Below are 25574 nucleotides of genomic sequence, written 5' to 3' on the forward strand. Positions count from 1 at the left end.
TAGTTACCCGTCACTATGCAATTTAATATCCCTACGTTGCTCACGCTGTTTCGCGTCATTCTGATCCCATTCTTTGTATTGGTGTTTTATCTGCCATTTACATGGGCTCCCTTCGTTACCGCGCTAATCTTCTGTATCGCCGCCGTGACCGACTGGTTCGACGGTTTTCTGGCGCGTCGCTGGAACCAGAGTACGCGTTTTGGCGCGTTCCTTGACCCGGTGGCGGATAAGGTGCTGGTGGCGATCGCCATGGTGCTGGTGACGGAGCATTATCACAGCTGGTGGGTGACGCTGCCTGCCGCGACCATGATTGCGCGTGAAATTATTATTTCCGCGCTGCGTGAATGGATGGCCGAGCTGGGCAAACGCAGCAGCGTGGCAGTCTCCTGGATCGGCAAAGTGAAAACCACCTCGCAAATGGCGGCGCTGGCGTGGCTGCTGTGGCGTCCAAACATTTGGGTGGAATATGCCGGGATCGCGCTTTTCTTCGTTGCTGCCGTGCTGACGCTGTGGTCTATGTTCCAGTATTTGAGCGCTGCACGCGGGGATTTGCTTGATCAGTGATCGTTTCGCCGCAAATTTCAGCAAACGATCGTGGGTGGCGAAAAATATCGTTGACTCGTTGCGTCAGGTAAGTAGAATGCAACGCATCGAACGGCGGCGCAGGTTGCCAGACGATAACAAAATCAAGTGATTAACAAAGTTACTTGATGATGCGGGAATAGCTCAGTTGGTAGAGCACGACCTTGCCAAGGTCGGGGTCGCGAGTTCGAGTCTCGTTTCCCGCTCCAGTTTAAAGACATCGGCAATAGCGGGTGTCTGGCTGAAAAGCCTGAAGAATATGGCGCGTTAGCAAAGCGGTTATGTAGCGGATTGCAAATCCGTCTAGTCCGGTTCGACTCCGGAACGCGCCTCCACTTTCTTCCCGAGCCCGGATGGTGGAATCGGTAGACACAAGGGATTTAAAATCCCTCGGCGTTCGCGCTGTGTGGGTTCAAGTCCCACTCCGGGTACCATGGGAAAGACAAGAATAATCAAAGCAATAAGCAGTGTCGTAAAACCACCTCCGGGTGGTTTTTTTGTGTCTGTCATCTGCTCGCTGATGATCTTGTCTGCCATTCCTTCCCCAATAAGTATCCCTTACTTCGTCAGCCATGTAAGATAATTGCGGGCGAGAGTATTTCACTGAGGAAAAGCGTTATGAAAACAGGACCGTTAAACGAAAGCGAGCTGGAATGGCTGGATGATGTACTGACAAAGTACAATACCGATCACGCGATTCTGGATGTGTCAGAGTTGGATGGTTTACTGACGGCTGTACTCAGTTCGCCGTATGAGATTGAGCCAGAGCAATGGCTGGTCGCGGTATGGGGTGGGGCGCAGTATGTTCCGCGCTGGTCCTCTGAAAAGGAGATGACGCGTTTTATGGAACTGGCGTTTCAGCATATGGCGGATACGGCAGACAGGCTTAATGAGTTCCCGGAACAGTTTGAACCGCTGTTCGGTCTGCGTGAAGTCGAAGGTCATGAGCTGACCATCGTGGAAGAGTGGTGCTTTGGCTATATGCGCGGGGTCGCGCTCTCTGACTGGTCCACCTTACCGGATACGCTACAACCCGCGCTGAAAGCCATTGCGCTGCACGGTACGGAAGAGAACTTCGCCGTGGTTGAAAAAATGTCACCAGAGGCGTTTGAAGAGAGCGTTAACGCGATTCGTCTGGCGGCCCTGGATTTACACGCATACTGGATGGCGCACCCGCAGGAAGCGCCGGTGCAGGTGCCGGTAAGAGCGGAAGTAAAGGTGGGGCGCAACGATCCTTGCCCCTGCGGCAGCGGTAAAAAATATAAACAGTGCTGTCTGCACTAAACACAAAAAAGGGGCTTAACGCCCCTTTTGTTTTATCCCACTTCAGGTAGCAGGCCGGCGGCGATACAGAACTGTACGCCGATCACCACTATCCCACAGGTAAAGACGAGGGCTAATGCCGGAACGCCGCCCGCGACGCGATACGTTGCCTGCGGATTATGCTTCCTGCTTTGCCACGCGAGCAGGGAAGGGATCAGCAACGCCAGTACCGCCAGCGCGACGCCAGCGTATCCCAGCGCCATCACAAAGCCGCGCGGGTAAAAGAGTGCGAACGCCAGTGGCGGCAGGAAGGTAATTGCGCCGGTTTGCAGACGCCCGGCGACGGTGTTGCGTCGCTGGAACAGATCTGCCAGATAATCAAACAATCCCAGTGCCACACCCAAAAACGATGTCGCCAGCGCCAGGTCGGCAAACAGATGTACCGCCAGTTCAACGTGCGGCGAGGCAACCACCTCACGCAAGGCCTGCAACAGGCCATTTAACCCGGCATGATCGGCCAGCAAGCCCATAAAGGTAGAGGAGTTGATACTGCCGAGCGTGGCAAGCTGCCAGAAAATGTATGCCACCAGCGGGATTGCGCTACCGGTGATAAATACCCATCGCAGTTTGCGAATATTACCGTTCATATAGCTGACGATGCTGGGTACGCTGCCGTGAAAACCGAACGACGTAAAAATGACCGGAATTGCTGATAATGCCAGACCCTGTTGCAGCGGCAGCGTAAGCAGATTTACTTTATGAATATGCGGCATCAGCAGCGCCAGCATGGCGATCAGGAAGATAATTTTGGCGCTGAAGAGAAAGCGGTTGAACAGATCGACCAGCGAGGTTCCGACGCACACGACGCCACCGGCAACCACGGTGAACAGCAAAACGCCCATCGCCGGAGACATATCGGCGCCCGTCCAGTCGCTGATGCTTGAGGCCAGCAGTTCGCCGGCCCCGCTGATATAGGCCGCTGTGAGCGCATACATCAGAAACATCATGCTAAAGCCGGTGATCCATTGCCCATAACGTCCGAGGTAGCGTTTTGCCAACGTTCCTAACCCGGTATCTGCCGGAACGTGCTGATATACTTCCAGGAGCAACAGCGCGGTGTAGCACATCAATGCCCATAACCCAATCAATAACGCCAGTGTGACGCTGAAACCAACGCCAGCGGCGGCCAACGGCATCGCCAGCATACCGGCGCCGATAGTGGTGCCCGCCACGATAAAAACACTACCCAGAGTTCTATTTTTCACGCTTTCCTCTGTCCCAGAGATAATCAACGGTTATATCTGCGGCGCAGGGTAAGGCATAACATTATTTTCGTCAAATGACCGTTACAACATGTGTATACCATTGTTTACGAAAATTGGCATGAAGGCGTGCGCCACCACGATTGCATCGGCTGTGCATGTAAACCTGCGTTAGCGCAAAGCGCTATTCACCGGCTCCCGGTAGGCTACAGGCTTTATTGAGGAGGATGTATGGATTCTATTCACGGCCACGAAGTGCTGAATATGATGATTGAGTCAGGCGAGCAGTATTCGAATACCAGCCTGGAAGCGGCGATTACGGCGCGTTTTGGTGAACAGGCGCGTTTTCATACCTGTTCGGCTGCTGATATGACGGCGGCGGAGCTGGTGGCGTTTCTGGCGGCGAAGGGGAAGTTTATTGCGAAGGATGACGGCTTCTCTACGCACGAAAGCAAGATCTGCCGTCATTGAGCGTAAACGGTGAGGGAGCCTCACCGTTTAATTTTAGTTTTGGGTATCAAGCGTAGACAGTTCTTTATCGATGAAGTACAGACCTTCACCGCTTTTCCCTGCCAGCGTTAATTTATCAATAATAGATTTAAATAACTTCTCTTCTTCATGCTGTTCAGCGACATACCATTGCAGGAAGTTGAATGTCGGATAATCCTGGTTGGTCATCGCGGCATGCGCCAGTTCATTAATTTTCTGCGTAATTAATTGTTCGTGTTCGTAGGTGGCGCGGAACAGTTCATCCAGTGAAGCATATTCGGCAGCAGGCGAAGAGATCGTATTGATGCACGGTAAGCTACCGGTATCGGTCAGATAATCGAACAGGCGCTGCATATGCGTCATCTCTTCCTGCGCGTGACGACGCAGGAACGCTGCCGCCCCTTCAAAGCTATGGTAGCTGCACCATGCGCTCATCTGTTGGTAGAGCAGAGAAGAATATAATTCAAGGTTCATTTGCTCATTCAGTTTGTCGATCATTTCTGTTTTCAGCATGGTTCCGCTCCACAAAGAATCATTATACGTTGATGTGGCGTCACTATAATTTGTTATTTAATTATTTGCAAAAGGTAAAATAATAAATTTAATTATTAAAAATGCGAATGGGAATAAAACGCATTAACGCTATTAAATATAAAAATATGCAATGAGAATAATTAAAGCCAGCAGCGTCATGCTGGCTAAAGATATTAATACCCGCCAACGGATATTGGCTGGATGGCTACGCCCTGACACTGATAAGACAGCGTGATTCTGGTGTTCATGCACAGCGAACCGGCATAAACGCTACAGGTTGACACTGGCTGACCGAATGCGATGGCGTTGGCGTATCCCATCTGCTGACATTCGCGTGTCGCCGTACCGTGCGCAACATAATCATCCGCGCGCGCCGTTTGCATCATCGCCTGGTTATAACTGAGGCGGACAATCCCGCTTGTCGGGTTGGTTTCACTGACCTGCGCTTGTTTGGTGAGGGTACATCCCGTCAGGGCTATGAGTGAGAGGCCAAGGATAAAGGTTTTCATAATATCGCTCTGAGAATCCGGTGACAGCACATCCTATCTTGAACAGTAGACATTCAATGGCCTGAATAGCTTAAGAATTGCCCATGATTAATCCCAACGACACCGGCTCTTTGTGCGATACGGGAAAAGTGTGAGCACATCTTAATTTTTTAAAACCATTTTTCACTAAATTTGAAAGTATGTTTGCGAGATAGTAATGTGACGTATACGTCAACGACTCACGGCGGGATTTCCCGCGACGCATTCAGGAGAAGACAGAATGAAAATTGCACTGATGATGGAAAACAGCCAGGCAGGTAAAAATGCCACCATTCATCGCGAGCTTAAAGCGGTAGCGGATGAAAAGGGATTCCCTGTTTTCAACGTCGGGATGAGCGATGAAAACGACCATCATCTGACTTATATCCACCTTGGTATTATGGCCAGCATTCTGCTTAACGCCAAAGCGGTGGATTTTGTTGTGACGGGTTGCGGCACCGGGCAGGGCGCGCTGATGTCGCTGAATATTCATCCGGGCGTGGTGTGCGGCTACTGCATCGACCCGGCGGATGCGTTCCTGTTTGCGCAGATTAACAACGGTAATGCGCTTTCTCTGCCATTCGCAAAAGGCTTTGGCTGGGGTGCGGAGTTGAATGTGCGTTTCATCTTTGAAAAAGCATTCACCGGCCGTAACGGGGAAGGGTATCCACCAGAACGTAAAGAACCGCAGGTACGTAACGCGGGCATTCTGAACCAGGTGAAAGCGGCGGTGGTGAAAGAAAACTATCTGGATACGCTGCGCGCCATCGATCCTGAACTGGTGAAAACGGCGGTCTCTGGCCCACGTTTCCAGCAGTGTTTCTTTGACAATTGCCAGGATAAAGAGATCGAAGCGTTCGTTCGCGGCATTCTCGGTTAATGTGTCATGTAAGCCGGATAACGCGGCGTTTATCCGGCTTACCGCGTTTGCTTTGCTACCGTTTCTTCTCCTGAATGGGTACTATGGCGGCCTTTCTATAAGGAGCTTACTATGTCCCAACCACTGAACGCCGATCAGGAACTGGTCTCTGACGTTGTTGCCTGCCAGTTAGTTATCAAACAGATTCTGGATGTTATTGACGTTATTGCCCCGGTTGAAGTTCGGGAAAAGATGTCCAGCCAGTTGAAAAACATCGATTTTACCAGCCACCCTGCCGCAGCGGACCCGGTTACTATGCGGGCCATTCAAAAGGCGATTGCGTTGATTGAGCTGAAATTCACGCCGCAGGACGAAGCGCACTAAAGTAAAGCGACTGTGTAACAGCCTCCCGGTACGGGAGGCGTAACGTCGTGGCAATATAGCGGTTAGTGGTGTTGATAGTTGACGACGTTGAGTAAGTGTTTGTCCGTTTGCACCATACACAATCCCGCGCGTTTTGCGCTGCGAACTTCATCGAGAATCGTCTGTAACAGAACGCCATCCTGCTGCTGATCTTTTTCCAGGTCGTGGAGAAAGTTGAGCGTTGGCGCGTCATTCATTGCTTTGGCTTCGTCGGTTAAGCGTGAGAGCGTGCTGGCGCGTTGCTGATACTCATCCAGCGTTTTTTGAAATAACTCTTCAAGACAGGTTAACTCTTCGCCGGGAACATCAATGGCTCTCACGATGGGGTTGGCGCCTGCGTTCTTCATAAAATTGAACATGCGCATCATCTGGGTCACGTTTCCCTGCGCCTGGGTACGAAGAAAAGTCGCCGTACCGGTCAGACTGTGGTCAAAACACCAGTCGCTCAGGTGGAGATAGAGGTTAGATGCGTAAAACTCAAGGTTCATTTGGGTGTTGAGCTTATGAACCATTCCAGCTGTCGCCATATCAATATCCTTATTTCCAGAAAGGGTGATGCGCGTTACTCATGTATGCGCAATGAATACTGTTAGCAGAATAAATCCGTTCTGCCGGTCCTTTATGTGATCAAAAAGCTGATTCCGTTGCCGATCGAAAATAAGCATAGCGCCAGTACGGCTATAAGAAAATCCTTAAATCCCAATGTTTATATTTTTTTACAGTTTGCTGAAGGTATATCGCTGACGGCGAATGTAAGAATATAACGGATGTTGATATACATGATTGATTTTACGTGATTTTAATTTGATATTTATTTTTGAAATGATGTTTCATATCACAAAAGAAAATACACCGGCGTGTTAGGATCGAATAATTAGCGGGCGAAACAGTTCTGGCCGAAATTATCGACAACGTTTTTTGCGCCAGATCATTTTTGCCCATTTTTTAAATATAACCGAATGAACAATTTGTCATTTCGGTGTGATTAACACGAGTAAAGCGAGGAGTCGTAAATGAAAAAGGTCGCTGTCCTGCTGGCGCCAGGATTCGAAGAAGCAGAAGCCGTGGTCACTATTGATATTCTGCGTCGCCTGAATATTGATGTTGAAACGCTGGCCTGCGCGGAATCTCGCGCGGTAGTGAGTTATCACGATATTCCAATGGTTGCGGACAACACCCTCGCCGGGCGTCTGGACACGTTGTATGACGCCATCGTCTTGCCCGGCGGCCCGCAGGGGAGCGCTAATCTGGCCGCCAGCGCGCAGGTGATCGACTTCGTTTCCCGCCATGACGCTGCGGGTAAACTGATCTGTCCGGTCTGCTCCGCCGCAGCGCGTGTGCTGGGGGGCAATGGTCTGCTGAAAGGGCGCCGTTACGTCTGCTCTGGCGACCTATGGGAAAATGTGACTGACGGTGAATATGTTGATGCGCCGGTCGTGGAAGATGGCAATCTCTTGAGCGGCAAAGGGTTAGGGCATATTTTTGATTTTGCGCTGACGCTGGCTGCTCGTCTGTCAGGGGATGACGCTTCTGTTCGCGATCATGCCGATCATATTTACTATGCCTGGTAAAGCATATTTCCCCGGATGCGCCTGCATTCGGGGACAAGGATTTGCTGGCTGATGTTATGGACTAATCTGCTACCTATTTTTTATTTGTCTGACAAAACCTTCTTTTTTTATGTCATTTTCCGCTGAATTTATGTACGCAATTACTGTAATTCTGCGGTGTGATGCCGCTCTCCTATGGAGAATCAATTTCCCGCTACAACTAACACCAGCACGGGTATCAATCCTTGGCTTTTAAGGTAATACCTTGTTTTACGGCTAAATTACAAAAAATCGTTCGATTTTACCCTACATAAAAGAACGCTAAAGCTGGAGTTAACCATGCACAAATTTACTAAAGCGCTGGCAGCCATCGGTCTGGCTGCCGTTATGTCACAATCCGCTATCGCTGAAACCATGAAGCTCGGTTTTCTGGTGAAACAACCGGAGGAACCCTGGTTCCAGACAGAATGGAAATTTGCCGATAAAGCCGGGAAAGATCTGGGTTTTGAGGTCATTAAAATTGCGGTGCCGGACGGTGAGAAAACCCTGAACGCCATCGACAGCCTGGCGGCGAGTGGGGCAAAAGGCTTCGTTATTTGTACCCCGGACCCGAAACTGGGTTCAGCGATCGTTGCAAAAGCGCGTGGGTATGACATGAAGGTAATCGCTGTGGACGATCAGTTCGTCAACGCGAAAGGTAAGCCAATGGACACCGTACCGCTGGTGATGATGGCGGCCACGAAAATTGGCGAGCGCCAGGGGCAGGAGCTGTATAAGGAGATGCAAAACCGCGGCTGGGATGTGAAGGAAACGGCGGTGATGGCGATTACCGCTAATGAACTGGATACCGCGCGTCGCCGCACATCCGGCTCGATGGACGCGCTGAAAGCTGCGGGCTTCCCGGAAAAACAGATCTATCAGGTTCCAACGAAATCGAATGATATTCCCGGCGCATTCGATGCCGCTAACTCTATGCTGGTTCAACACCCTGAAGTGAAACACTGGCTGATTGTCGGCATGAATGACAACACCGTGCTGGGCGGCGTGCGCGCCACCGAAGGTCAGGGCTTTAAGGCGGCGGACGTTATCGGCATCGGCATTAACGGTGTGGATGCGATCAGCGAACTGTCAAAAGCGCAGGCGACAGGATTCTACGGCTCGTTGCTGCCCAGCCCGGACGTACACGGCTATAAATCCAGTGAAATGCTCTACAACTGGGTAACCAAAGATGCGGAACCGCCAAAATTCACTGAAGTGACCGACGTGGTGCTGATCACCCGTGACAACTTCAAAGAAGAACTGGCGAAAAAAGGTTTAGGCGGCAAGTAACACAAATGCCGGATGGCGACGCGAAAACGGTTTATCCGGCCTGCGAATTGCGTATTCAGTAGGCCGGATAAGGCAACGCCGTCATCCGGCAAAATCCTGACTCACGGAGACGTTATGCAACAGCCCACCCCATATCTCTCATTTCGCGGCATCGGGAAAACGTTCCCTGGCGTTAAGGCGCTGACGGATATCAGTTTTGACTGTTATGCCGGTCAGGTGCATGCGCTGATGGGCGAAAATGGCGCCGGGAAGTCCACACTCTTAAAAATTCTCAGCGGCAACTATGCGCCAACCACGGGATCGCTGGCGATCCGTGGGCAAGAGATGACCTTTGCCGACACCACGGCTGCACTGAATGCCGGTGTCGCCATTATTTATCAGGAACTGCACCTCGTGCCGGAAATGACCGTTGCGGAGAATATCTACCTCGGCCAGCTCCCGCATAAGGGGGGGATTGTTAACCGGACGCTGCTCAACTACGAAGCCGGCCTTCAGTTACAACATCTGGGGATGGATATCTCCCCGGATACCCCGCTGAAATACCTCTCGATTGGCCAGTGGCAAATGGTGGAGATTGCGAAAGCGTTAGCGCGTAACGCCAAAATTATCGCTTTCGATGAACCGACCAGCTCGCTCTCCGCCAGGGAGATCGAGAACCTGTTCCGGGTAATTCGCGAACTGCGCAAAGAAGGGCGCGTCATTCTGTATGTGTCGCACCGTATGGAAGAGATCTTTGCACTGAGCGATGCCATTACCGTGTTTAAAGATGGCCGCTACGTTAAAACGTTTACCGATATGCAGCAGGTTAACCATGACGCGCTGGTTCAGGCGATGGTTGGGCGCGATCTCGGCGATATCTACGGCTGGCAGCCTCGCGCCTGTGGCGCAGAGCGGCTGCGGCTGCAAGAGGTGAAAGCGCCGGGCGTTCGCGCGCCTGTCAGCTTATCCGTGCGCAGCGGCGAAATTGTCGGCCTGTTTGGTCTGGTTGGCGCCGGGCGCAGTGAATTAATGAAAGGGCTGTTCGGCGGAACGCGCATCACCGGAGGGCAGGTGTTCATTGATGAGCAGCCCATTGATATCCGCAAACCGGCGCACGCGATTGCGGCAGGCATGATGCTGTGCCCGGAAGATCGCAAAGCGGAGGGGATCATTCCTGTGCATTCGGTTCGCGACAATATCAACATCAGCGCCCGACGTAAGCATGTGCTGGGCGGGTGCCTGATCAATAACGGTTGGGAAGAGAGCAATGCCGAACACCATATTCGCTCCCTCAATATAAAAACGCCAGGTGCTGAGCAACTCATTATGAATCTCTCCGGGGGGAATCAACAGAAGGCGATTCTGGGACGCTGGTTATCGGAAGAGATGAAGGTCATTTTGCTTGATGAGCCGACGCGCGGTATCGATGTCGGCGCAAAACACGAGATCTACAACGTTATTTACGCGCTGGCGGCGCGCGGTGTGGCCGTGCTGTTTGCCTCCAGCGATCTGCCGGAAGTTCTTGGTGTTGCCGACCGTATTGTGGTGATGCGTGAAGGTGAGATCGCCGGTGAATTACTTCACGAACAGGCGGATGAACGGCAGGCCCTGAGCCTTGCTATGCCTAAAGTCAGCCAGGCTGTCGCCTGAGTAAAGGAGAGTAAGATGTCTTCTGTAACTACATCCGGTTCTGGCGCACCTAAGTCGCCGTTTAGCTTCGGGCGTATCTGGGATCAATACGGCATGCTGGTGGTGTTCGCCGTCCTGTTCCTGGCGTGTGCGATCTTTGTGCCTAACTTTGCCACGTTCATCAACATGAAGGGGCTGGGGCTGGCGATTTCGATGTCGGGTATGGTGGCGTGTGGGATGCTGTTTTGTCTGGCGTCCGGCGATTTTGACCTCTCCGTCGCCTCGGTGATTGCCTGTGCTGGCGTCACCACCGCCGTGGTCATCAATATGACCGAAAGCCTGTGGATTGGCGTGGCGGCCGGGCTGCTGCTGGGCATACTCTGCGGACTGGTGAACGGTTTTGTTATCGCGCGTTTAAAGATCAACGCCCTGATTACCACGCTCGCCACGATGCAGATTGTCCGTGGTCTGGCCTATATCATCTCTGACGGTAAAGCGGTAGGGATTGAAGATGAGCGCTTCTTCACCCTCGGGTATGCCAACTGGTTTGGGCTGCCTGCGCCGATCTGGTTAACGGTAGGGTGCCTGGTTATCTTTGGTTTATTGCTGAATAAAACCACGTTTGGCCGCAATACGCTGGCGATTGGCGGGAATGAAGAAGCGGCGCGTCTGGCCGGGGTGCCGGTAGTACGCACGAAGATCATTATCTTCGTTCTCTCCGGGCTGGTATCGGCGGCGGCGGGGATTATCCTGGCATCGCGCATGACCAGCGGCCAGCCAATGACCTCCATTGGTTATGAACTGATTGTGATTTCAGCCTGCGTATTAGGCGGTGTCTCCCTCAAGGGCGGCATCGGAAAAATCTCATATGTGGTCGCGGGGGTGTTGATCCTGGGGACGGTGGAAAACGCCATGAACCTGCTGAACATTTCCCCCTTTGCACAGTACGTCGTGCGCGGCTTAATCCTGCTGGCAGCGGTAATCTTCGACCGTTACAAACAAAAGGCGAAGCGCACCGTTTAATGAAATAAACCGTAACTATTCAGTTTAGCTCCTCCCGATAGCCAGCCGCTACCCCGGCTGGCTATTGTCTTTCTAAATGGCGAGCAGCGTCACACTGTCTATACTTACATGGCTAATGGGGCCGATCCGCGCGCCTCAAAAACGATGATTAAGGAGGAGAACAGGGTGGCAGAACCGTTAACCGTATCCCCCGAACTGTCCGCAAACTATGCTTATTTTTTCGATCTTGATGGGACGCTGGCGGAGATTAAACCACACCCGGATCAGGTGGTGGTGCCGCACAATATTCTCCAGCTGTTACACCGCCTCTCGACGCATAACGCAGGGGCGCTGGCATTGATTTCAGGGCGCTCAATGGCTGAGCTTGATGCGCTCTCAGCCCCCTTTTGCTTTCCCCTTGCCGGGGTGCATGGGGCGGAACGCCGTGACATCAATGGTAATACCCATATCGTGCGCCTTCCGCAGGCGATAGCACGCGATGTCAGCGCGCAGCTGCACGCCGCGCTGGGAAATCTTCCAGGGGCGGAACTGGAAGCGAAAGGCATGGCCTTTGCGCTGCATTACCGGCAGGCGCCGCAGCATGAGGCGACGTTGCTGGCGCTGGCGCAGCACATTACGCAGAAATGGCCGCAGCTTGCGCTTCAGCCGGGTAAATGCGTGGTGGAGATTAAACCGAAAGGCGCGAACAAAGGGGAGGCCATTGCCGCGTTCATGCAAGAAGCGCCATTTGCAGGGCGTATCCCTGTCTTTGTGGGCGATGACTTGACGGATGAGGCGGGCTTTGACGTCGTCAATAATTTGGGAGGGATTTCAGTCAAAGTGGGTGCCGGGGCGACCCGGGCAACAGGACGTCTGGCAGGCGTTCCTGAGGTCTGGCGCTGGCTGGAAGAAATTAACAATCCACAACAAGAAAAAAAATTAATGAATGACAGGAGAGATGGCTATGAGTCGTTTAGTCGTAGTATCTAATCGAATTGCTCCCCCGGATAATAAAGGCGGCGCGGGTGGCCTGGCAGTTGGCGTACTGGGCGCGTTGAAAGCGGCGGGCGGATTGTGGTTCGGCTGGAGTGGCGAGACGGGCAACGAGGATAAGCCGTTAAAAAAGGTCACACGAGGCAATATGACCTGGGCGTCTTTTAATCTGAGCGAGCAGGACTACGAGGAATATTATTGCCAGTTTTCGAATGCGGTCTTATGGCCTGCCTTCCATTATCGACTCGATCTGGTGCAGTTCCAGCGCCCCGCGTGGGAAGGGTATTCACGGGTGAATGCGCTGCTGGCGGATAAGCTGCTGCCCTTACTGAAAGATGACGATATTATCTGGGTTCATGACTATCATTTATTGCCGTTTGCCAGTGAATTGCGCAAGCGGGGCGTGAATAATCGCATAGGCTTTTTCTTGCATATCCCTTTCCCGACGCCGGAAATTTTCAATGCCTTGCCGCCGCACGATACGCTGCTGGAACAACTGTGTGATTTTGACTTACTGGGATTCCAGACGGAAAACGACCGCCTGGCGTTTCTGGACAGTCTGTCAAGCCAGACCAGAGTAACCACGCGCGGCAGTAAGAGCCATTCGGCATGGGGGAAATCCTTCCGCACTGAGGTCTATCCTATTGGCATTGAACCTGACGAGATCGCACAACAGGCTTCCGGGCCGTTACCGCCGAAACTGGCGCAGCTAAAAGCGGAGCTGAAAAATGTGCAAAACATTTTTTCCGTTGAGCGTCTGGATTACTCCAAAGGATTACCGGAGCGTTTCCAGGCGTATGAAGCGCTGCTGGAGAAATACCCCCAGCACCACGGGAAAATTCGCTACACGCAGATAGCGCCGACCTCGCGCGGTGAAGTGCAGGCTTATCAGGATATCCGTCACCAACTGGAGACGGAAGCAGGGCGTATCAACGGTAAATATGGACAGCTTGGCTGGACGCCGCTCTACTATCTTAACCAGCACTTTGATCGCAAGTTGCTGATGAAGGTGTTCCGCTACTCGGATGTCGGGTTAGTGACCCCGCTGCGGGATGGCATGAATCTGGTCGCGAAAGAGTTTGTCGCCGCGCAGGACCCGGCAAATCCCGGCGTTCTCGTTTTGTCGCAGTTTGCCGGTGCGGCAAATGAGTTGACGTCCGCGCTCATTGTTAACCCTTATGATCGGGACGATGTGGCCGTGGCGCTCCACCGCGCGTTGACCATGCCGCTTGCCGAACGCATTTCACGCCACGCGGAAATGCTTGAGACGATTATTAAAAATGATATTAATCACTGGCAGCAACGGTTTATTCGCGACCTAAAGGATGTCGCGCCACGTAGCGCTGAAACGCTGCATCGCAATAAGGTCGCCACCTTCCCAAAGCTTGCCTGACGCCCGCTAATCACCGGCAAGCGGGACCAGCAATACATCAACTTCACTGGCGCTAACGACACTTTTCGCTGAGCAGGACGCTCGCGAAAAGAAGCTGTGATTATGATTGCCGCAAATGACCAAATCCACCTGCTGCTTACGACACACATCCAGAATATGCGCGCTTAACTCCCCGTAAGTAATGAATGTTTGTTCAATCGGGTAGTCTGCCTTCGCACTCAGTTTGTCGAGAAAATCCTGCGTCTCTTCATGCATCACCTCCCGCAAATCTTCCAGCATGGGGGCGGCGAATTGATTATACAGCTCGGGATCAGAGGCGAGGGTAATCAGGCTAATGCGGGCATTGACGGGACGAGCAATGGAGACAGCTTTCGCTAACAGCTGCTGACTTTCGGGGGTAACGGCGACGGCGACAAGAATATGCGTATAGCTCATAACTCGCTCCTTATTGCAAGAATATGAGGTTTCTTCTTCAGCTTTACTCTGTTTAGTCGAATTCTGCAATGTTTTCCTGTGACGATAGTGTGAAGGTTATCATAATAATTCATTAATTATTCTTATAAATGGAATAGTGGCATAACGCACATTGTAAACGTTATTACGCGCTTTAACTTAAATCGACCAATTATGAAAACAAAATGTTAATTACGATGTAACAAAAATTAACTTGTTATGCATCATAGATACCGTCTATTGGTTAACCCTGCTTAATATTTAAGTGGTTGTTTAGAAACGATTAAATTATTTTACGTCCCCGACAGGAATATTCAGGAAGGGGGATATTTTCAGATGTTATTTTAACGGTGCTAAACATAACGCATGAGTGATTATTTACGCACATATTCGTGTATCTGGAATAGAAAAACTGAACGAAAGGCTAAAAAATAATCAAAATAAAAGTTCAACTGATGGATTTATGTTAAGTATTTGGATGATTTATGTGATCTGGATCACATATTTCTCAAATTCGCAGCCCGGCTCCGTTGTATGTGTTCGTGCTGACGAGTAGAGTTGCGTCGAATTAGGAAAAATCTTAGGCATTTTGTAATAAATCATGTAAACGTGTAAAAACCTGACACCCCATTAAGGGGGGTTTTACTGTATGCATCGGTGCCTGGGCGTGGCTATGCATTTGACCTTTTTGCTTTTTTTACCGGGGATTCCCGGCGACATCACGGGGTGCGGTTACACCGCATAAAAATAAAGTTGGTTATTCTGGATGGGAACAATGCATACATCCGAGTTGCTGAAACACATTTATGACATCAATCTGTCATATTTACTCCTTGCACAGCGTCTGATCGTTCAGGACAAAGCATCCGCGATGTTCCGCCTTGGTATCAGTGAAGAGATGGCGAACACGTTGGGTACTCTGACTCTTCCACAAATGGTTAAACTGGCCGAAACAAACCAGTTGGTATGTCATTTCCGTTTTGACAACCACCAGACAGTTACCCAGCTGACCCAGGATTCTCGCGTTGACGATCTTCAGCAAATTCATACCGGTATCATGCTTTCAACACGCCTGTTACACGATGTGAATCAGGCCGATGATGCGGCGCGTAAGAAAAGGGCTTGATGATGAGTGAAAAAAGCATTGTTCAGGAAGCTCGCGATATCCAGTTAGCGATGGAATTGATCTCTTTGGGCGCCCGTTTGCAAATGCTGGAAAGCGAAACGCAGTTAAGTCGTGGTCGCCTCATCAAATTATACAAAGAGTTACGCGGCAGTCCTCCGCCAAAAGGTATGCTTCCTTTTTCAACGGACTGGTTTATGACATGGGAGCAAAATATTCATGCCTCCATGTTTTGCAACGCCTGGCAGTTCTTACTCAAAACCGGTCTGTGCAGCGGCGTGGATGCGGTCATTAAAGCGTACCGTCTGTATCTGGAACAGTGCCCGCAGGCGGAAGACGGGCCATTGTTGGCGTTAACACGCGCATGGACGCTGGTGCGTTTCGTGGAAAGCGGGCTGCTTGAATTATCGACCTGTAATTGCTGTGGCGGGAATTTTATTACCCATGCGCATCAGCCTGCGGGGAGTTTTGCCTGTAGTTTGTGCCAGCCGCCGTCCCGCGCAGTAAAAAGACGTAAACTTTCCCAAAATGCTGCCGATATTATTCCACAACTGCTGGATGAACAGATCGAACAGGCTGTTTAACCGATACGGTGTGGACAAACACTCCAGCAGCGGTAAGTGATTACCGCTGCTTTTTTTTGCCTTGCCGACGTGTTATTCGCCCGACTGTACATCCTGTTTTAGTCAACAGCGGAAGGATGATGTCGTGCTTATCTTATTAGGTTACCTGGTAGTTCTCGGTACAGTTTTCGGTGGTTACATGATGACCGGCGGACACCTTGGAGCACTCTATCAACCGGCTGAATTCGTCATCATCGGTGGTGCGGGGATCGGGGCATTCATTGTCGGTAACAACGGCAAAGCGATCAAAGGGACGTTAAAGGCGATCCCGTTACTGTTTCGTCGTTCGAAATACACAAAAGCGATGTACATGGATTTGCTGGCGTTGCTCTATCGCCTGATGGCCAAATCGCGCCAGCAGGGGATGTTTTCGCTGGAACGTGACATTGAAAACCCGAAAGAGAGTGAAATTTTTGCCAGCTATCCGCGTATTCTGGCCGACGCGATCATGCTTGATTTTATCGTCGATTATCTGCGCCTGATCATCAGCGGCAACATGAATACCTTTGAAATTGAGGCGCTGATGGATGAGGAAATTGAAACCCACGAAAGCGAGGCGGAAGTTCCTGCCAACAGCCTGGCGCTGATGGGCGATTCATTACCGGCATTTGGTATCGTTGCGGCGGTCATGGGGGTTGTCCATGCGCTGGCTTCCGCCGATCGTCCGGCGGCTGAACTGGGGGCGCTGATCGCCCATGCGATGGTGGGGACATTCCTCGGGATTTTATTGGCCTATGGGTTTATCTCGCCACTCGCCAGCGTGCTGCGTCAAAAGAGCGCTGAAACCACCAAAATGATGCAGTGCGTAAAAATCACACTGCTTTCTAACCTGAACGGTTATGCGCCGCCGATCGCCGTCGAATTTGGTCGTAAAACATTGTATTCCAGCGAACGTCCTTCGTTCATTGAACTGGAAGAGCACGTACGCGCAGTGAGAAACCCGAACCAGCAGCAGACGACGACCGAGGAAGCATGAAGAATCAGCCCCATCCAATTATCGTCGTAAAACGGCGAAAACATAAGGGTCACGGCGGGGCGCATGGCTCCTGGAAAATTGCTTACGCCGACTTTATGACGGCGATGATGGCTTTTTTCCTCGTCATGTGGCTGATTTCTATCTCCAGTCCTAAAGAATTGATTCAAATTGCCGAATATTTCCGTACGCCGCTGGCGACAGCGATAACGGGCGGACATCGCATCGCGAACAGTGAAAGTCCGATCCCTGGCGGCGGCGAGGACTACACCCAGCAGCAGGGTGAAGTGAACAAGCAACCCAATATTGATGAACTGAAAAAGCGTATGGAGCAGAGCCGTCTGAGCAAATTGCGCGGCGACCTGGATCAGCTGATTGAGTCCGATCCCAAACTGCGCGCATTGCGGCCGCACCTGAAGATTGACCTGGTTCAGGAAGGGCTGCGCATTCAGATTATCGACAGCCAGAATCGCCCGATGTTTAAGACGGGCAGCGCGGAGGTTGAACCTTACATGCGTGACATTCTGCGTGGTATTGCGCCGGTGTTGAACGGTATTCCTAACCGCATCAGCCTTTCCGGTCATACGGATGATTTCCCGTACGCCAGCGGCGAACGGGGATACAGCAACTGGGAATTGTCGGCCGACCGCGCCAATGCTTCGCGTCGCGAACTGGTGGTTGGCGGTCTGGATGATGGAAAAGTATTACGGGTGGTAGGCATGGCCGCCACGATGCGTCTGAGCGATCGCGGTCCTGATGACGCCATCAACCGCCGTATAAGTCTGCTGGTGTTGAACAAGCAGGCAGAAGAGGCCATTTTGCATGAAAACGCTGAAAGCCAGAATGAGCCGGTAAGTGTCTTACAACAGCCAGCGGCACTCCCGCCGGTAAGCGTTCCCACATCGCCACCAGCCAATCCGAGGTGATAGCGTGAGCATGGATATTAGCGATTTTTATCAGACATTTTTTGATGAAGCTGACGAGCTGTTGGCTGACATGGAGCAGCACCTGCTTGATTTGGCGCCTGAAGCCCCGGACTCTGAGCAACTGAATGCCATTTTTCGTGCGGCGCACTCCATTAAAGGCGGCGCAGGTACTTTCGGCTTTACCGTTTTGCAGGAAACAACCCACTTGATGGAAAACCTGCTGGATGAAGCCCGGCGCGGTGAGATGCAGCTCAATACCGACATTATCAACCTGTTTTTGGAAACGAAAGATATTATGCAGGAACAGCTCGACGCCTATAAAAGCTCGGAAGAGCCGGATGCCGCAAGCTTCGAATATATCTGCAACGCGTTACGTCAGTTAGCGCTCGAGGCGAAAGGGGAAACCGCTCCGGCGGTGGTTAACGCTGCCAAACTGAGCGTCGTCGACGGTACGGCGATACAGGAAGAGGCAGTCGCACAGGAAAACAGCGCGGAAGAGAGCAAACTGCGCGTGGTTCTTTCGCGCCTGAAAGCCAATGAAGTCGATCTGCTTGAAGAAGAGTTGGGCAACCTGGCCACCTTAACAGATGTGGTGAAAGGCGAGGATTCGCTGTCCGCGACCCTCGACGGCACGATTGCGGAAGATGACATCATTGCGGTGCTCTGCTTTGTGATTGAAGCCGATCAGATAGCCTTTGAGACGGTCTCCTCAGCCCCGGTCGCGCAGGTCGAAGAGCCTGTTGCCGTGGCAACTACGCCGCAACCGACCGCAGTGGTTCCTGTTGCCAAAGCCGCCGCCAGCGAACCGCAGTCCGGGCGCGCCGAGCGTGAAAAGCCGGCCCGTGAGCGAGAGTCAACCAGTATTCGCGTGGCGGTTGAGAAAGTAGACCAGTTGATCAACCTGGTCGGCGAACTGGTGATTACTCAGTCAATGCTGGCCCAGCGTTCTAATGAACTGGACCCGGTTAATCATGGCGATCTCATCACCAGCATGGGTCAGTTACAACGTAACGCCCGCGATCTGCAAGAGTCGGTGATGTCGATTCGTATGATGCCGATGGAGTACGTCTTCAGCCGTTTCCCGCGTCTGGTGCGCGACCTGGCGGGTAAACTGGGCAAACAGGTCGAACTGACCCTCGTCGGCAGCTCGACGGAACTGGATAAAAGTCTAATTGAACGCATTATCGATCCATTAACCCACCTGGTGCGCAACAGCCTCGATCACGGTATCGAGATGCCGGAAACACGCCTTGAAGCCGGGAAGAATGCGATCGGTAATCTGATCCTCTCCGCTGAACACCAGGGCGGCAATATCTGCATTGAAGTGACCGATGACGGTGCGGGGCTGAATCGCGAGCGCATTCTGGCGAAAGCTGTCTCTCAGGGGATGGCGGTCAACGAAAACATGACCGATGAAGAAGTGGGCATGTTGATTTTTGCGCCGGGCTTCTCCACCGCCGAGCAGGTGACGGATGTTTCCGGTCGCGGCGTGGGCATGGACGTGGTGAAACGTAACATCCAGGAGATGGGCGGCCACGTTGAAATCCAGTCGAAGCAGGGGACGGGCACCACCATTCGTATTCTGCTGCCGCTGACGCTGGCTATTCTGGACGGGATGTCCGTCCGCGTGGCGGGCGAAGTGTTCATTCTGCCGCTGAATGCGGTAATGGAATCGCTGCAACCGCGTGAAGACGATCTGCACCCGCTGGCCGGAGGCGAGCGCGTACTGGAAGTGCGCGGCGAGTATCTGCCGCTGGTGGAACTGTGGAAAGTCTTTGATGTCGTTGGCGCCAAAACTGAAGCCACGCAGGGCATTGTGGTGATCCTGCAAAGCGGCGGTCGCCGTTACGCACTGCTGGTTGATCAGCTTATTGGACAGCACCAGGTGGTAGTGAAAAACCTGGAAAGCAACTATCGCAAGGTGCCTGGCATTTCTGCGGCGACGATTCTGGGCGACGGCAGCGTGGCGCTGATCGTTGATGTCTCCGCATTGCAGGGTTTAAACCGTGAACAACGTATGGCGATCACAGCCGCCTGATTGAGTGAGAAAGGTAATTATATGACCGGTATGAGTAATGTAACCAAACTGGCCGGCGAGCCGTCAGGTCAGGAATTCCTGGTATTTACACTGGGAGATGAAGAGTACGGTATCGACATCCTGAAAGTGCAGGAGATCCGTGGCTACGATCAGGTCACGCGCATCGCTAACACGCCTTCTTTTATTAAAGGGGTGACGAACCTGCGCGGCGTGATTGTGCCGATTGTCGATCTGCGCGTGAAGTTTTGCCAGGGCGACGTTGAGTATAACGATAACACGGTGGTCATCGTGTTGAATCTGGGACAACGCGTAGTAGGGATTGTGGTGGACGGCGTGTCTGACGTGCTGTCGCTGACGGCGGAGCAAATTCGCCCGGCGCCGGAGTTTGCCGTTACCCTGTCTACGGAATATCTGACCGGTCTGGGCGCGCTTGGCGAACGTATGTTGATCCTGGTGAACATTGAGAAACTGCTGAACAGCGATGAGATGGCGCTGCTTGATATCGCTGCTTCCCACGTTGCATAACCGTTGACTGCCCGTGCCGGATGGCGGTGTAAACACCTTATCCGGCCTACATACGGCGATGAGTCATGTGTAGGCCGGATAAGCGAAGCGCCATCCGGCAAATACATTACCCCACTAACTGCTGCGGAACGCGTTCTTCCGCGTCCTCTTCCAGCAAACCTTCATTCTGCGCCAGCATCGCGGTAGCAATCCCGTTTCCTAACACGTTAATGGCGGAGCGTCCCATATCAAGAAAATGGTCAATTCCCATCAGCAACAAAATGCCCGCCACCGGAATATTGAAGCTCGGAATCGTGGCGGCCAGCACCACCAGCGCAGAACGCGGCACGCCTGCAATTCCTTTTGACGCCAGCATCAGCGTCAGCATCAGCACCGTAATTTCCGCAAAAGAGAGATGAATATTATAAGCCTGCGCGATAAACATCGACGCGAAAGAGCAGTACACCATTGAGCCGACGAGGTTAAAGGAGTAACCAATAGGCAGCACAAACGACACGATGTTACGTGAGCAGCCAAACTTCGTCAGTTGTTCCAGCGTTTTCGGGTAAGCGGCTTCAGAGCTGCTGGTAGTAAAGGCGACCAGCACCGGATCTTTCAACATGCTGACTAACCGGAACACCTCTTTTTTCAGTACCATATAGCCCACGGCCAGCAGCACCAGGCAGGTCAGCAGAATCGCCACATAGTAGCCGCCGATAAACGATGCGTAGTTAAGCAGAATCCCCAACCCCTGGGTGGCGATCACCGAGGAGATCGCGGCAAAAATGGCCAACGGCGCAACGTACATCACGTAGCCGGTCACCTTCAGCATAATATGTGAAACCACATCCAGGGCGGCGACCAGCGGCGCGTTGAATTTCTCGCCAAGCGACGCGCCGCCAATACCGAAGAACATGGAAAACACGACGATCTGCAAAATTTCGTTATTGGCCATCGCCCCGGCAATGCTGGTCGGAATGGTGTGCGACAGGAATCCTTTTAAGCTCATGCCGCCCACCGCAAGCCCGGTGTCGACCGATTCTGCCGGAATTGCCAGATTCAAACCGCTGCCCGGATGCTCAATCATCACGATAAACAGCCCCACCAGAATGGACAACACGGAAGAACTGATAAACCAGACCATCGCTTTACCGCCAACGCGGCCGATAGTGGCGGTTTCGCCCAGACGCATGATGCCCACGGTCAGCGTGCTGAAGACCAGCGGGGCAATCACCATTTTAATGAGCCGTAAGAAAATATCGGTGAGGAGCGTGATGTTATCGGACCAGGCGGCGATCGCCTCCTGTGACGCGTAAGAGTGAATCACCGCGCCTGACAGGATGCCCGCCAGCATGAAGATCACGATAAATAACGTGAGTTTGTTTGCACTTGCCACTGAAAAGCCCTCTGGCTGGATTTAACATGTTGTTGTCAGTAACGCTTTTGTTTTATTTATTGAGTTGCACTGAAATATTCATCATATAAATTGAATTAAAGCGCAGGGGGATACAACTATTTTTTATTATTTATTCATTTTGTTGTGTTCTGACGGCTGTGTTTATGTGATCGGAGTCACGTAAGCATCGTTTTTGTCGGCAAAATGCAAACTGTCCAGGAGGGTGATGAATGTTAATATAATGATAATAATGATGTTTTTCTGTCAATGTCTGGTTGCCGCCCCAAAACCGCCAGCCGCGATCCGCCGATCGGCGCTTCCTGCTTCTATTTCCTTTTCGCAAATGTAAAGTTCTCTTCTCTGGTGCCGATAACGTTGATAACTCGTTTTCAGGAAGGTGCCTTATGTTTAACCGTATCCGCGTTGTCACAATGCTGATGATGGTGCTGGGGGTTTTCGCACTGCTACAGCTTGTTTCCGGTGGTCTGTTGTTTTCGTCATTACAGCAGAACCAGCAAAGTTTTGTTATTTCAAATGATTTACGCCAGCAGCAGAGCGAACTGACCTCGACATGGGATCTCATGCTGCAAACGCGTATTAACCTGAGCCGTTCTTCGGCCCGCATGATGATGGATGCCTCTAATCAGCAGAGCAGCGCGAAAAACGACCTGCTGAAAAACGCCAAAAGCACGCTGGAGCAGGCGGCAACGCATTATGCCAACTTCAAAAATATCAATCCGCTGCCGGAGATGGCGGAGGCCAGCGGCAATGTGGATGAAAAATACCAGCAATACCATGCGGCGCTGGCGGAACTGGTTCAGTTCCTCGAAAACGGCAACATGGATGCCTACTTCGCGCAGCCAACCCAGGGGATGCAGAACGCACTTGGCGAAGCGCTGGGCAAATACGCTGGCGTGAGCGAAAAACTGTACAGCAAGGCGTTTGATGAGAGCGCGCGTGACTACCATTTTGCCCAGTGGCAATTGGGCATTCTGGCGGTCGTCCTGGTGCTGATTCTGGTTGTGGTGTGGTACGGCATTCGTCATACCTTGCTGAATCCGCTGGCGCGAGTGATTGCCCATATTCGTGATATCGCCAGCGGCAACCTGACCAATACGCTGACCGTCTCCGGGCGCAATGAGATCGGCGAACTGGCGGGAACCGTTGATCATATGCAGCGTTCGCTGATAGAGACGGTGACTCAGGTACGTGAAGGGTCTGACGCCATCTATTCCGGCACCAGCGAAATCGCTACGGGCAACACCGATCTCTCCTCCCGCACCGAGCAGCAGGCGTCGGCGCTGGAAGAAACGGCTGCCAGCATGGAACAGCTCACCGCGACGGTGAAACAGAACGCCGACAATGCCCGTCAGGCGTCGCACCTGGCGCAAAGCGCCTCCGACACCGCGCAACACGGCGGGAAAGTGGTGGATGGCGTGGTCAACACCATGCATGAAATTGCCGACAGTTCGAAGAAAATCGCTGACATCATCAGCGTTATCGACGGCATTGCATTCCAGACCAATATTCTGGCGCTGAACGCTGCGGTTGAAGCCGCGCGCGCCGGGGAGCAAGGGCGCGGGTTTGCGGTGGTGGCAGGGGAAGTGCGTAACCTGGCAAGCCGCAGCGCGCAGGCGGCGAAAGAGATCAAAGCGCTCATTGAAGATTCCGTTTCGCGGGTGGATACCGGCTCCGTGCTGGTGGAAAGCGCCGGTGAAACGATGAGAGACATTGTCAATGCCGTGACCCGCGTGACGGACATCATGGGTGAAATCGCGTCGGCTTCCGATGAGCAAAGCCGTGGAATCGATCAGGTGGCGCTGGCCGTCTCTGAGATGGATCGCGTCACGCAGCAGAACGCCTCGCTGGTGCAGGAGTCGGCGGCCGCAGCGGCCGCGCTGGAAGAGCAGGCCAGCCGTTTAACGATGGCGGTATCCGCGTTTCGTCTTGCATCTCGTCCATTAACCGTAAAAACAGACCTGAATACAACCGCAGCGGCGCCGCGTACAGCGCAACCGCGCCAGCTTGCAACTGAACAAGATACTCACTGGGAAACATTTTGATCGTCTTTTAATCGTGGCCTTTGCCGCCTAATGGGAGCGTTGATGTTTAATCGTATTCGAATCTCGACCACGCTGTTTTTAATCTTGATCCTCTGCGGTGTTTTGCAGATTGGCAGTAATGGCTTGTCCTTTTGGGCATTTCGCGATGGTTTTCAGAGTCTGAACCAGGTCGAGCAGAGTAATCAGCAACGCGCAGCATTGGCGCAAACACGCGCCGTTTTATTACAGGCCAGTACCGCGCTGAATAAAGCCGGAACGTTAACCGCGCTGAGCTATCCGCCCGAGGATATCAAACAGCTGATGACCACCGCCCGGGAAAGCCTGGCGCAGTCCGGCGTTGTGTTTAAAGGTTTTATGGCGACAGAGGCGAGTACAGAAGAGGGGAAAGCGTTACAGGCCGCCACGGAAAAGAGTTATACGCAGTGGTATAGCGATCTGGAGCATCAGGCCACCTGGCTTGAAAGCAACCAGCTGTCGGATTTTCTGACCGCGCCGGTACAGGCATCGCAGGACGCCTTTGACGCCAACGTCAATACCTGGCAGCAGGATATCAACCGTGTTCTGGAGACGGCCAGCGAACAGGGAAAAGACAATTATCACCGCTCGGCGATCATTTTTATCACGATGGTGGTCGTCGCCGCGTTGTTAACCACCGGGGCGCTGTTCTGGTCACGCAAAATGATTGTTCAGCCGTTGGCGATTATCGGCAGCCATTTTGACAGCATTGCGGACGGAAACCTGGCGCGGCCGATCGCCGTGTATGGGCGCAACGAGATTTCCGCTATTTTCGCCAGCCTGAAGGCCATGCAGCAGGCGCTGCGCGAAACGGTCAGCGACGTGCGGCAGGGCAGTTTAGCGATGCATACCGGCATTTCGGAAATCGCGATGGGCAATAACGATCTGTCGTCGCGTACCGAACAGCAGGCGGCGTCGCTGGCGCAAACCGCAGCCAGTATGGAGCAGCTAACGGCAACGGTCGGGCAGAACGCCGATAACGCCCGTCAGGCCTCCGGTCTGGCGAAAAGCGCGGCGGATACCGCGAAAAAAGGCGGCGACCAGGCTTCGCGTATGGCCAGCACAATGCAGGATATTGCCGCCAGTTCGCAGAAAATTGGCGACATCATCGGCGTTATCGACAGCATTGCGTTTCAGACCAATATTCTGGCGCTGAATGCGGCGGTCGAAGCGGCGCGGGCCGGTGAGCAGGGGCGCGGTTTTGCCGTTGTCGCAGGCGAAGTGCGTAACCTGGCGAGCCGCAGCGCACAGGCGGCCAAAGAGATTAAAGGGTTGATTGAGGAGTCCGTAAACCGTGTGCATCAGGGATCGCAACTGGTGGACACCGCCGCGAATACCATGACGGAGATCGTCAGCTCGGTAACCCAGGTGAACGACATCATGGGCGAAATCGCTTCGGCCTCCGATGAACAGCGCCGAGGAATTGAGCAGGTGGCGCAAGCCGTCAGCCAGATGGATCAGGTGACGCAACAAAACGCCGCGCTTGTCGAAGAAGCTGCCGCCGCCACCGATCAGTTAGCGAACCAGGCAGACCATCTCTCTGCCCGTGTCGCGGTATTTAAGCTTGAAGAGCAAGTCGTAACACAACAAGAGTCGGCGCCGCCGCAAGCGGTACCCGTTGTATCCTGAATGTGATTGAGAAGGCG

At 52.7% G+C, this 25574-nt stretch carries 25 protein-coding genes and 3 tRNA genes; 22 read left to right on the top strand and 6 right to left on the bottom strand.

Going from position 1 to position 25574, the window contains the following annotated elements; translation table 11 throughout:
• Positions 1-15 precede the first annotated feature (15 nt).
• From pgsA to FD428_RS08940, 5 genes are all read left to right on the top strand, one after another.
• On the top strand, positions 16-564 hold the full coding sequence (pgsA, locus tag FD428_RS08920) for a CDP-diacylglycerol--glycerol-3-phosphate 3-phosphatidyltransferase (protein WP_012131934.1): 549 nt from the start codon (positions 16-18) through the stop codon (positions 562-564).
• A gap of 151 nt (positions 565-715) precedes the next feature.
• Positions 716-791, top strand: a tRNA-Gly gene (locus FD428_RS08925).
• Positions 792-843: 52 nt separating this feature from the next.
• Positions 844-917, top strand: a tRNA-Cys gene (locus tag FD428_RS08930).
• Positions 918-929: 12 nt separating this feature from the next.
• Positions 930-1016 (top strand) — tRNA-Leu (locus FD428_RS08935).
• 184 nt (positions 1017-1200) lie between these two features.
• Entirely contained in the window at positions 1201-1866 is a 666-nt protein-coding gene (locus FD428_RS08940; protein WP_047463105.1) for a YecA family protein, read from the top strand.
• 32 nt (positions 1867-1898) lie between these two features.
• Here the strand turns inward: FD428_RS08940 and tyrP are convergent, their stop codons facing one another.
• Positions 1899-3110: a tyrosine transporter TyrP gene (gene tyrP, locus FD428_RS08945; RefSeq protein WP_024130240.1), complete on the bottom strand. Its 1212-nt coding sequence runs from the start codon at positions 3108-3110 to the stop codon at positions 1899-1901.
• 228 nt (positions 3111-3338) lie between these two features.
• Here tyrP and FD428_RS08950 point away from each other — a divergent pair, with 228 nt between their 5' ends.
• On the top strand, positions 3339-3578 hold the full coding sequence (locus FD428_RS08950; RefSeq protein WP_114847781.1) for a YecH family metal-binding protein: 240 nt from the start codon (positions 3339-3341) through the stop codon (positions 3576-3578).
• A gap of 33 nt (positions 3579-3611) precedes the next feature.
• On the opposite strand, the gene ftnA is transcribed toward FD428_RS08950, so the two are convergent.
• Together ftnA and FD428_RS08960 are read right to left on the bottom strand one after the other, a co-directional pair.
• Positions 3612-4109 (bottom strand): non-heme ferritin, encoded by a 498-nt coding sequence (gene ftnA / locus FD428_RS08955; RefSeq protein ID WP_012131939.1) that lies wholly within the window; start codon positions 4107-4109, stop codon positions 3612-3614.
• 194 nt (positions 4110-4303) lie between these two features.
• Entirely contained in the window at positions 4304-4639 is a 336-nt protein-coding gene (locus FD428_RS08960) for a YecR-like lipofamily protein (protein ID WP_012131940.1), read from the bottom strand.
• A 259-nt stretch (positions 4640-4898) separates the two neighbouring features.
• Here FD428_RS08960 and FD428_RS08965 point away from each other — a divergent pair, with 259 nt between their 5' ends.
• The gene (locus FD428_RS08965; RefSeq protein ID WP_114847782.1) at positions 4899-5537 is read left to right on the top strand and encodes an RpiB/LacA/LacB family sugar-phosphate isomerase; all 639 of its coding nucleotides are present in this window, start codon (positions 4899-4901) and stop codon (positions 5535-5537) included.
• Between the two features lie 111 nt (positions 5538-5648).
• Positions 5649-5900 carry a DUF2766 family protein YecJ gene (gene yecJ / locus FD428_RS08970; protein ID WP_012131942.1) on the top strand — a complete coding sequence of 84 codons (252 nt, stop codon included), beginning with the start codon at positions 5649-5651 and terminating at the stop codon, positions 5898-5900.
• Positions 5901-5962: 62 nt separating this feature from the next.
• Here yecJ and FD428_RS08975 read toward each other — a convergent pair whose 3' ends face one another.
• Complete coding sequence (locus tag FD428_RS08975) at positions 5963-6466, bottom strand: non-heme ferritin-like protein (protein ID WP_012131943.1); 504 nt, start codon at positions 6464-6466, stop codon at positions 5963-5965.
• A 486-nt stretch (positions 6467-6952) separates the two neighbouring features.
• On the opposite strand from FD428_RS08975, the gene FD428_RS08980 reads away from it, so the two are divergent.
• From FD428_RS08980 to otsA, 6 genes are all read left to right on the top strand, one after another.
• Positions 6953-7510 carry a DJ-1 family glyoxalase III gene (locus FD428_RS08980; RefSeq protein ID WP_047463114.1) on the top strand — a complete coding sequence of 186 codons (558 nt, stop codon included), beginning with the start codon at positions 6953-6955 and terminating at the stop codon, positions 7508-7510.
• 318 nt (positions 7511-7828) lie between these two features.
• Positions 7829-8818, top strand: a complete 990-nt coding sequence (araF, locus tag FD428_RS08985; RefSeq protein ID WP_112001987.1) for an arabinose ABC transporter substrate-binding protein AraF — start codon at positions 7829-7831, stop codon at positions 8816-8818.
• A 114-nt stretch (positions 8819-8932) separates the two neighbouring features.
• The gene (araG, locus tag FD428_RS08990) at positions 8933-10447 is read left to right on the top strand and encodes an arabinose ABC transporter ATP-binding protein AraG (protein ID WP_024130241.1); all 1515 of its coding nucleotides are present in this window, start codon (positions 8933-8935) and stop codon (positions 10445-10447) included.
• 15 nt (positions 10448-10462) lie between these two features.
• On the top strand, positions 10463-11449 hold the full coding sequence (araH, locus tag FD428_RS08995; protein ID WP_024130242.1) for an arabinose ABC transporter permease AraH: 987 nt from the start codon (positions 10463-10465) through the stop codon (positions 11447-11449).
• Positions 11450-11614: 165 nt separating this feature from the next.
• Positions 11615-12418: a trehalose-phosphatase gene (otsB, locus tag FD428_RS09000; protein ID WP_058669454.1), complete on the top strand. Its 804-nt coding sequence runs from the start codon at positions 11615-11617 to the stop codon at positions 12416-12418.
• Positions 12393-13814, top strand: a complete 1422-nt coding sequence (otsA, locus tag FD428_RS09005) for an alpha,alpha-trehalose-phosphate synthase (RefSeq protein ID WP_114847783.1) — start codon at positions 12393-12395, stop codon at positions 13812-13814. The genes otsB and otsA overlap by 26 nt, the downstream gene beginning before the upstream one ends.
• Before the next feature lie 6 nt (positions 13815-13820).
• Here otsA and uspC read toward each other — a convergent pair whose 3' ends face one another.
• Entirely contained in the window at positions 13821-14249 is a 429-nt protein-coding gene (gene uspC, locus FD428_RS09010; RefSeq protein WP_012131952.1) for a universal stress protein UspC, read from the bottom strand.
• A gap of 793 nt (positions 14250-15042) precedes the next feature.
• Here uspC and flhD point away from each other — a divergent pair.
• The 6 genes from flhD to cheW all read left to right on the top strand — a co-directional run bounded on the left by flhD (position 15043) and on the right by cheW (position 20475).
• Entirely contained in the window at positions 15043-15393 is a 351-nt protein-coding gene (gene flhD, locus FD428_RS09020) for a flagellar transcriptional regulator FlhD (RefSeq protein WP_024130245.1), read from the top strand.
• 2 nt (positions 15394-15395) lie between these two features.
• The gene (flhC, locus tag FD428_RS09025) at positions 15396-15974 is read left to right on the top strand and encodes a flagellar transcriptional regulator FlhC (RefSeq protein ID WP_024130246.1); all 579 of its coding nucleotides are present in this window, start codon (positions 15396-15398) and stop codon (positions 15972-15974) included.
• Positions 15975-16098: 124 nt separating this feature from the next.
• Positions 16099-16989 carry a flagellar motor stator protein MotA gene (motA, locus tag FD428_RS09030; protein WP_049010960.1) on the top strand — a complete coding sequence of 297 codons (891 nt, stop codon included), beginning with the start codon at positions 16099-16101 and terminating at the stop codon, positions 16987-16989.
• Entirely contained in the window at positions 16986-17912 is a 927-nt protein-coding gene (gene motB, locus FD428_RS09035; RefSeq protein WP_012131957.1) for a flagellar motor protein MotB, read from the top strand. The genes motA and motB overlap by 4 nt, the downstream gene beginning before the upstream one ends.
• 4 nt (positions 17913-17916) lie before the next feature.
• Complete coding sequence (gene cheA / locus FD428_RS09040; RefSeq protein WP_047463131.1) at positions 17917-19950, top strand: chemotaxis protein CheA; 2034 nt, start codon at positions 17917-17919, stop codon at positions 19948-19950.
• 21 nt (positions 19951-19971) lie between these two features.
• The gene (gene cheW, locus FD428_RS09045; protein ID WP_024130249.1) at positions 19972-20475 is read left to right on the top strand and encodes a chemotaxis protein CheW; all 504 of its coding nucleotides are present in this window, start codon (positions 19972-19974) and stop codon (positions 20473-20475) included.
• Positions 20476-20581: 106 nt separating this feature from the next.
• Here cheW and FD428_RS09050 read toward each other — a convergent pair whose 3' ends face one another.
• On the bottom strand, positions 20582-21850 hold the full coding sequence (locus tag FD428_RS09050; RefSeq protein WP_114847784.1) for a dicarboxylate/amino acid:cation symporter: 1269 nt from the start codon (positions 21848-21850) through the stop codon (positions 20582-20584).
• 404 nt (positions 21851-22254) lie between these two features.
• Here FD428_RS09050 and tar point away from each other — a divergent pair, with 404 nt between their 5' ends.
• A complete protein-coding gene (tar, locus tag FD428_RS09055) occupies positions 22255-23913 on the top strand; it encodes a methyl-accepting chemotaxis protein II (protein ID WP_012131963.1) in 1659 nt (552 codons plus the stop codon).
• A gap of 42 nt (positions 23914-23955) precedes the next feature.
• On the top strand, positions 23956-25557 hold the full coding sequence (tap, locus tag FD428_RS09060; protein ID WP_047463136.1) for a methyl-accepting chemotaxis protein IV: 1602 nt from the start codon (positions 23956-23958) through the stop codon (positions 25555-25557).
• Positions 25558-25574: the final 17 nt, after the last annotated feature.

Origin of the sequence: Citrobacter sp. TBCP-5362 (genome assembly GCF_005406305.1) — a bacterium.
Lineage (GTDB): Bacteria > Pseudomonadota > Gammaproteobacteria > Enterobacterales > Enterobacteriaceae > Citrobacter_B > Citrobacter_B koseri.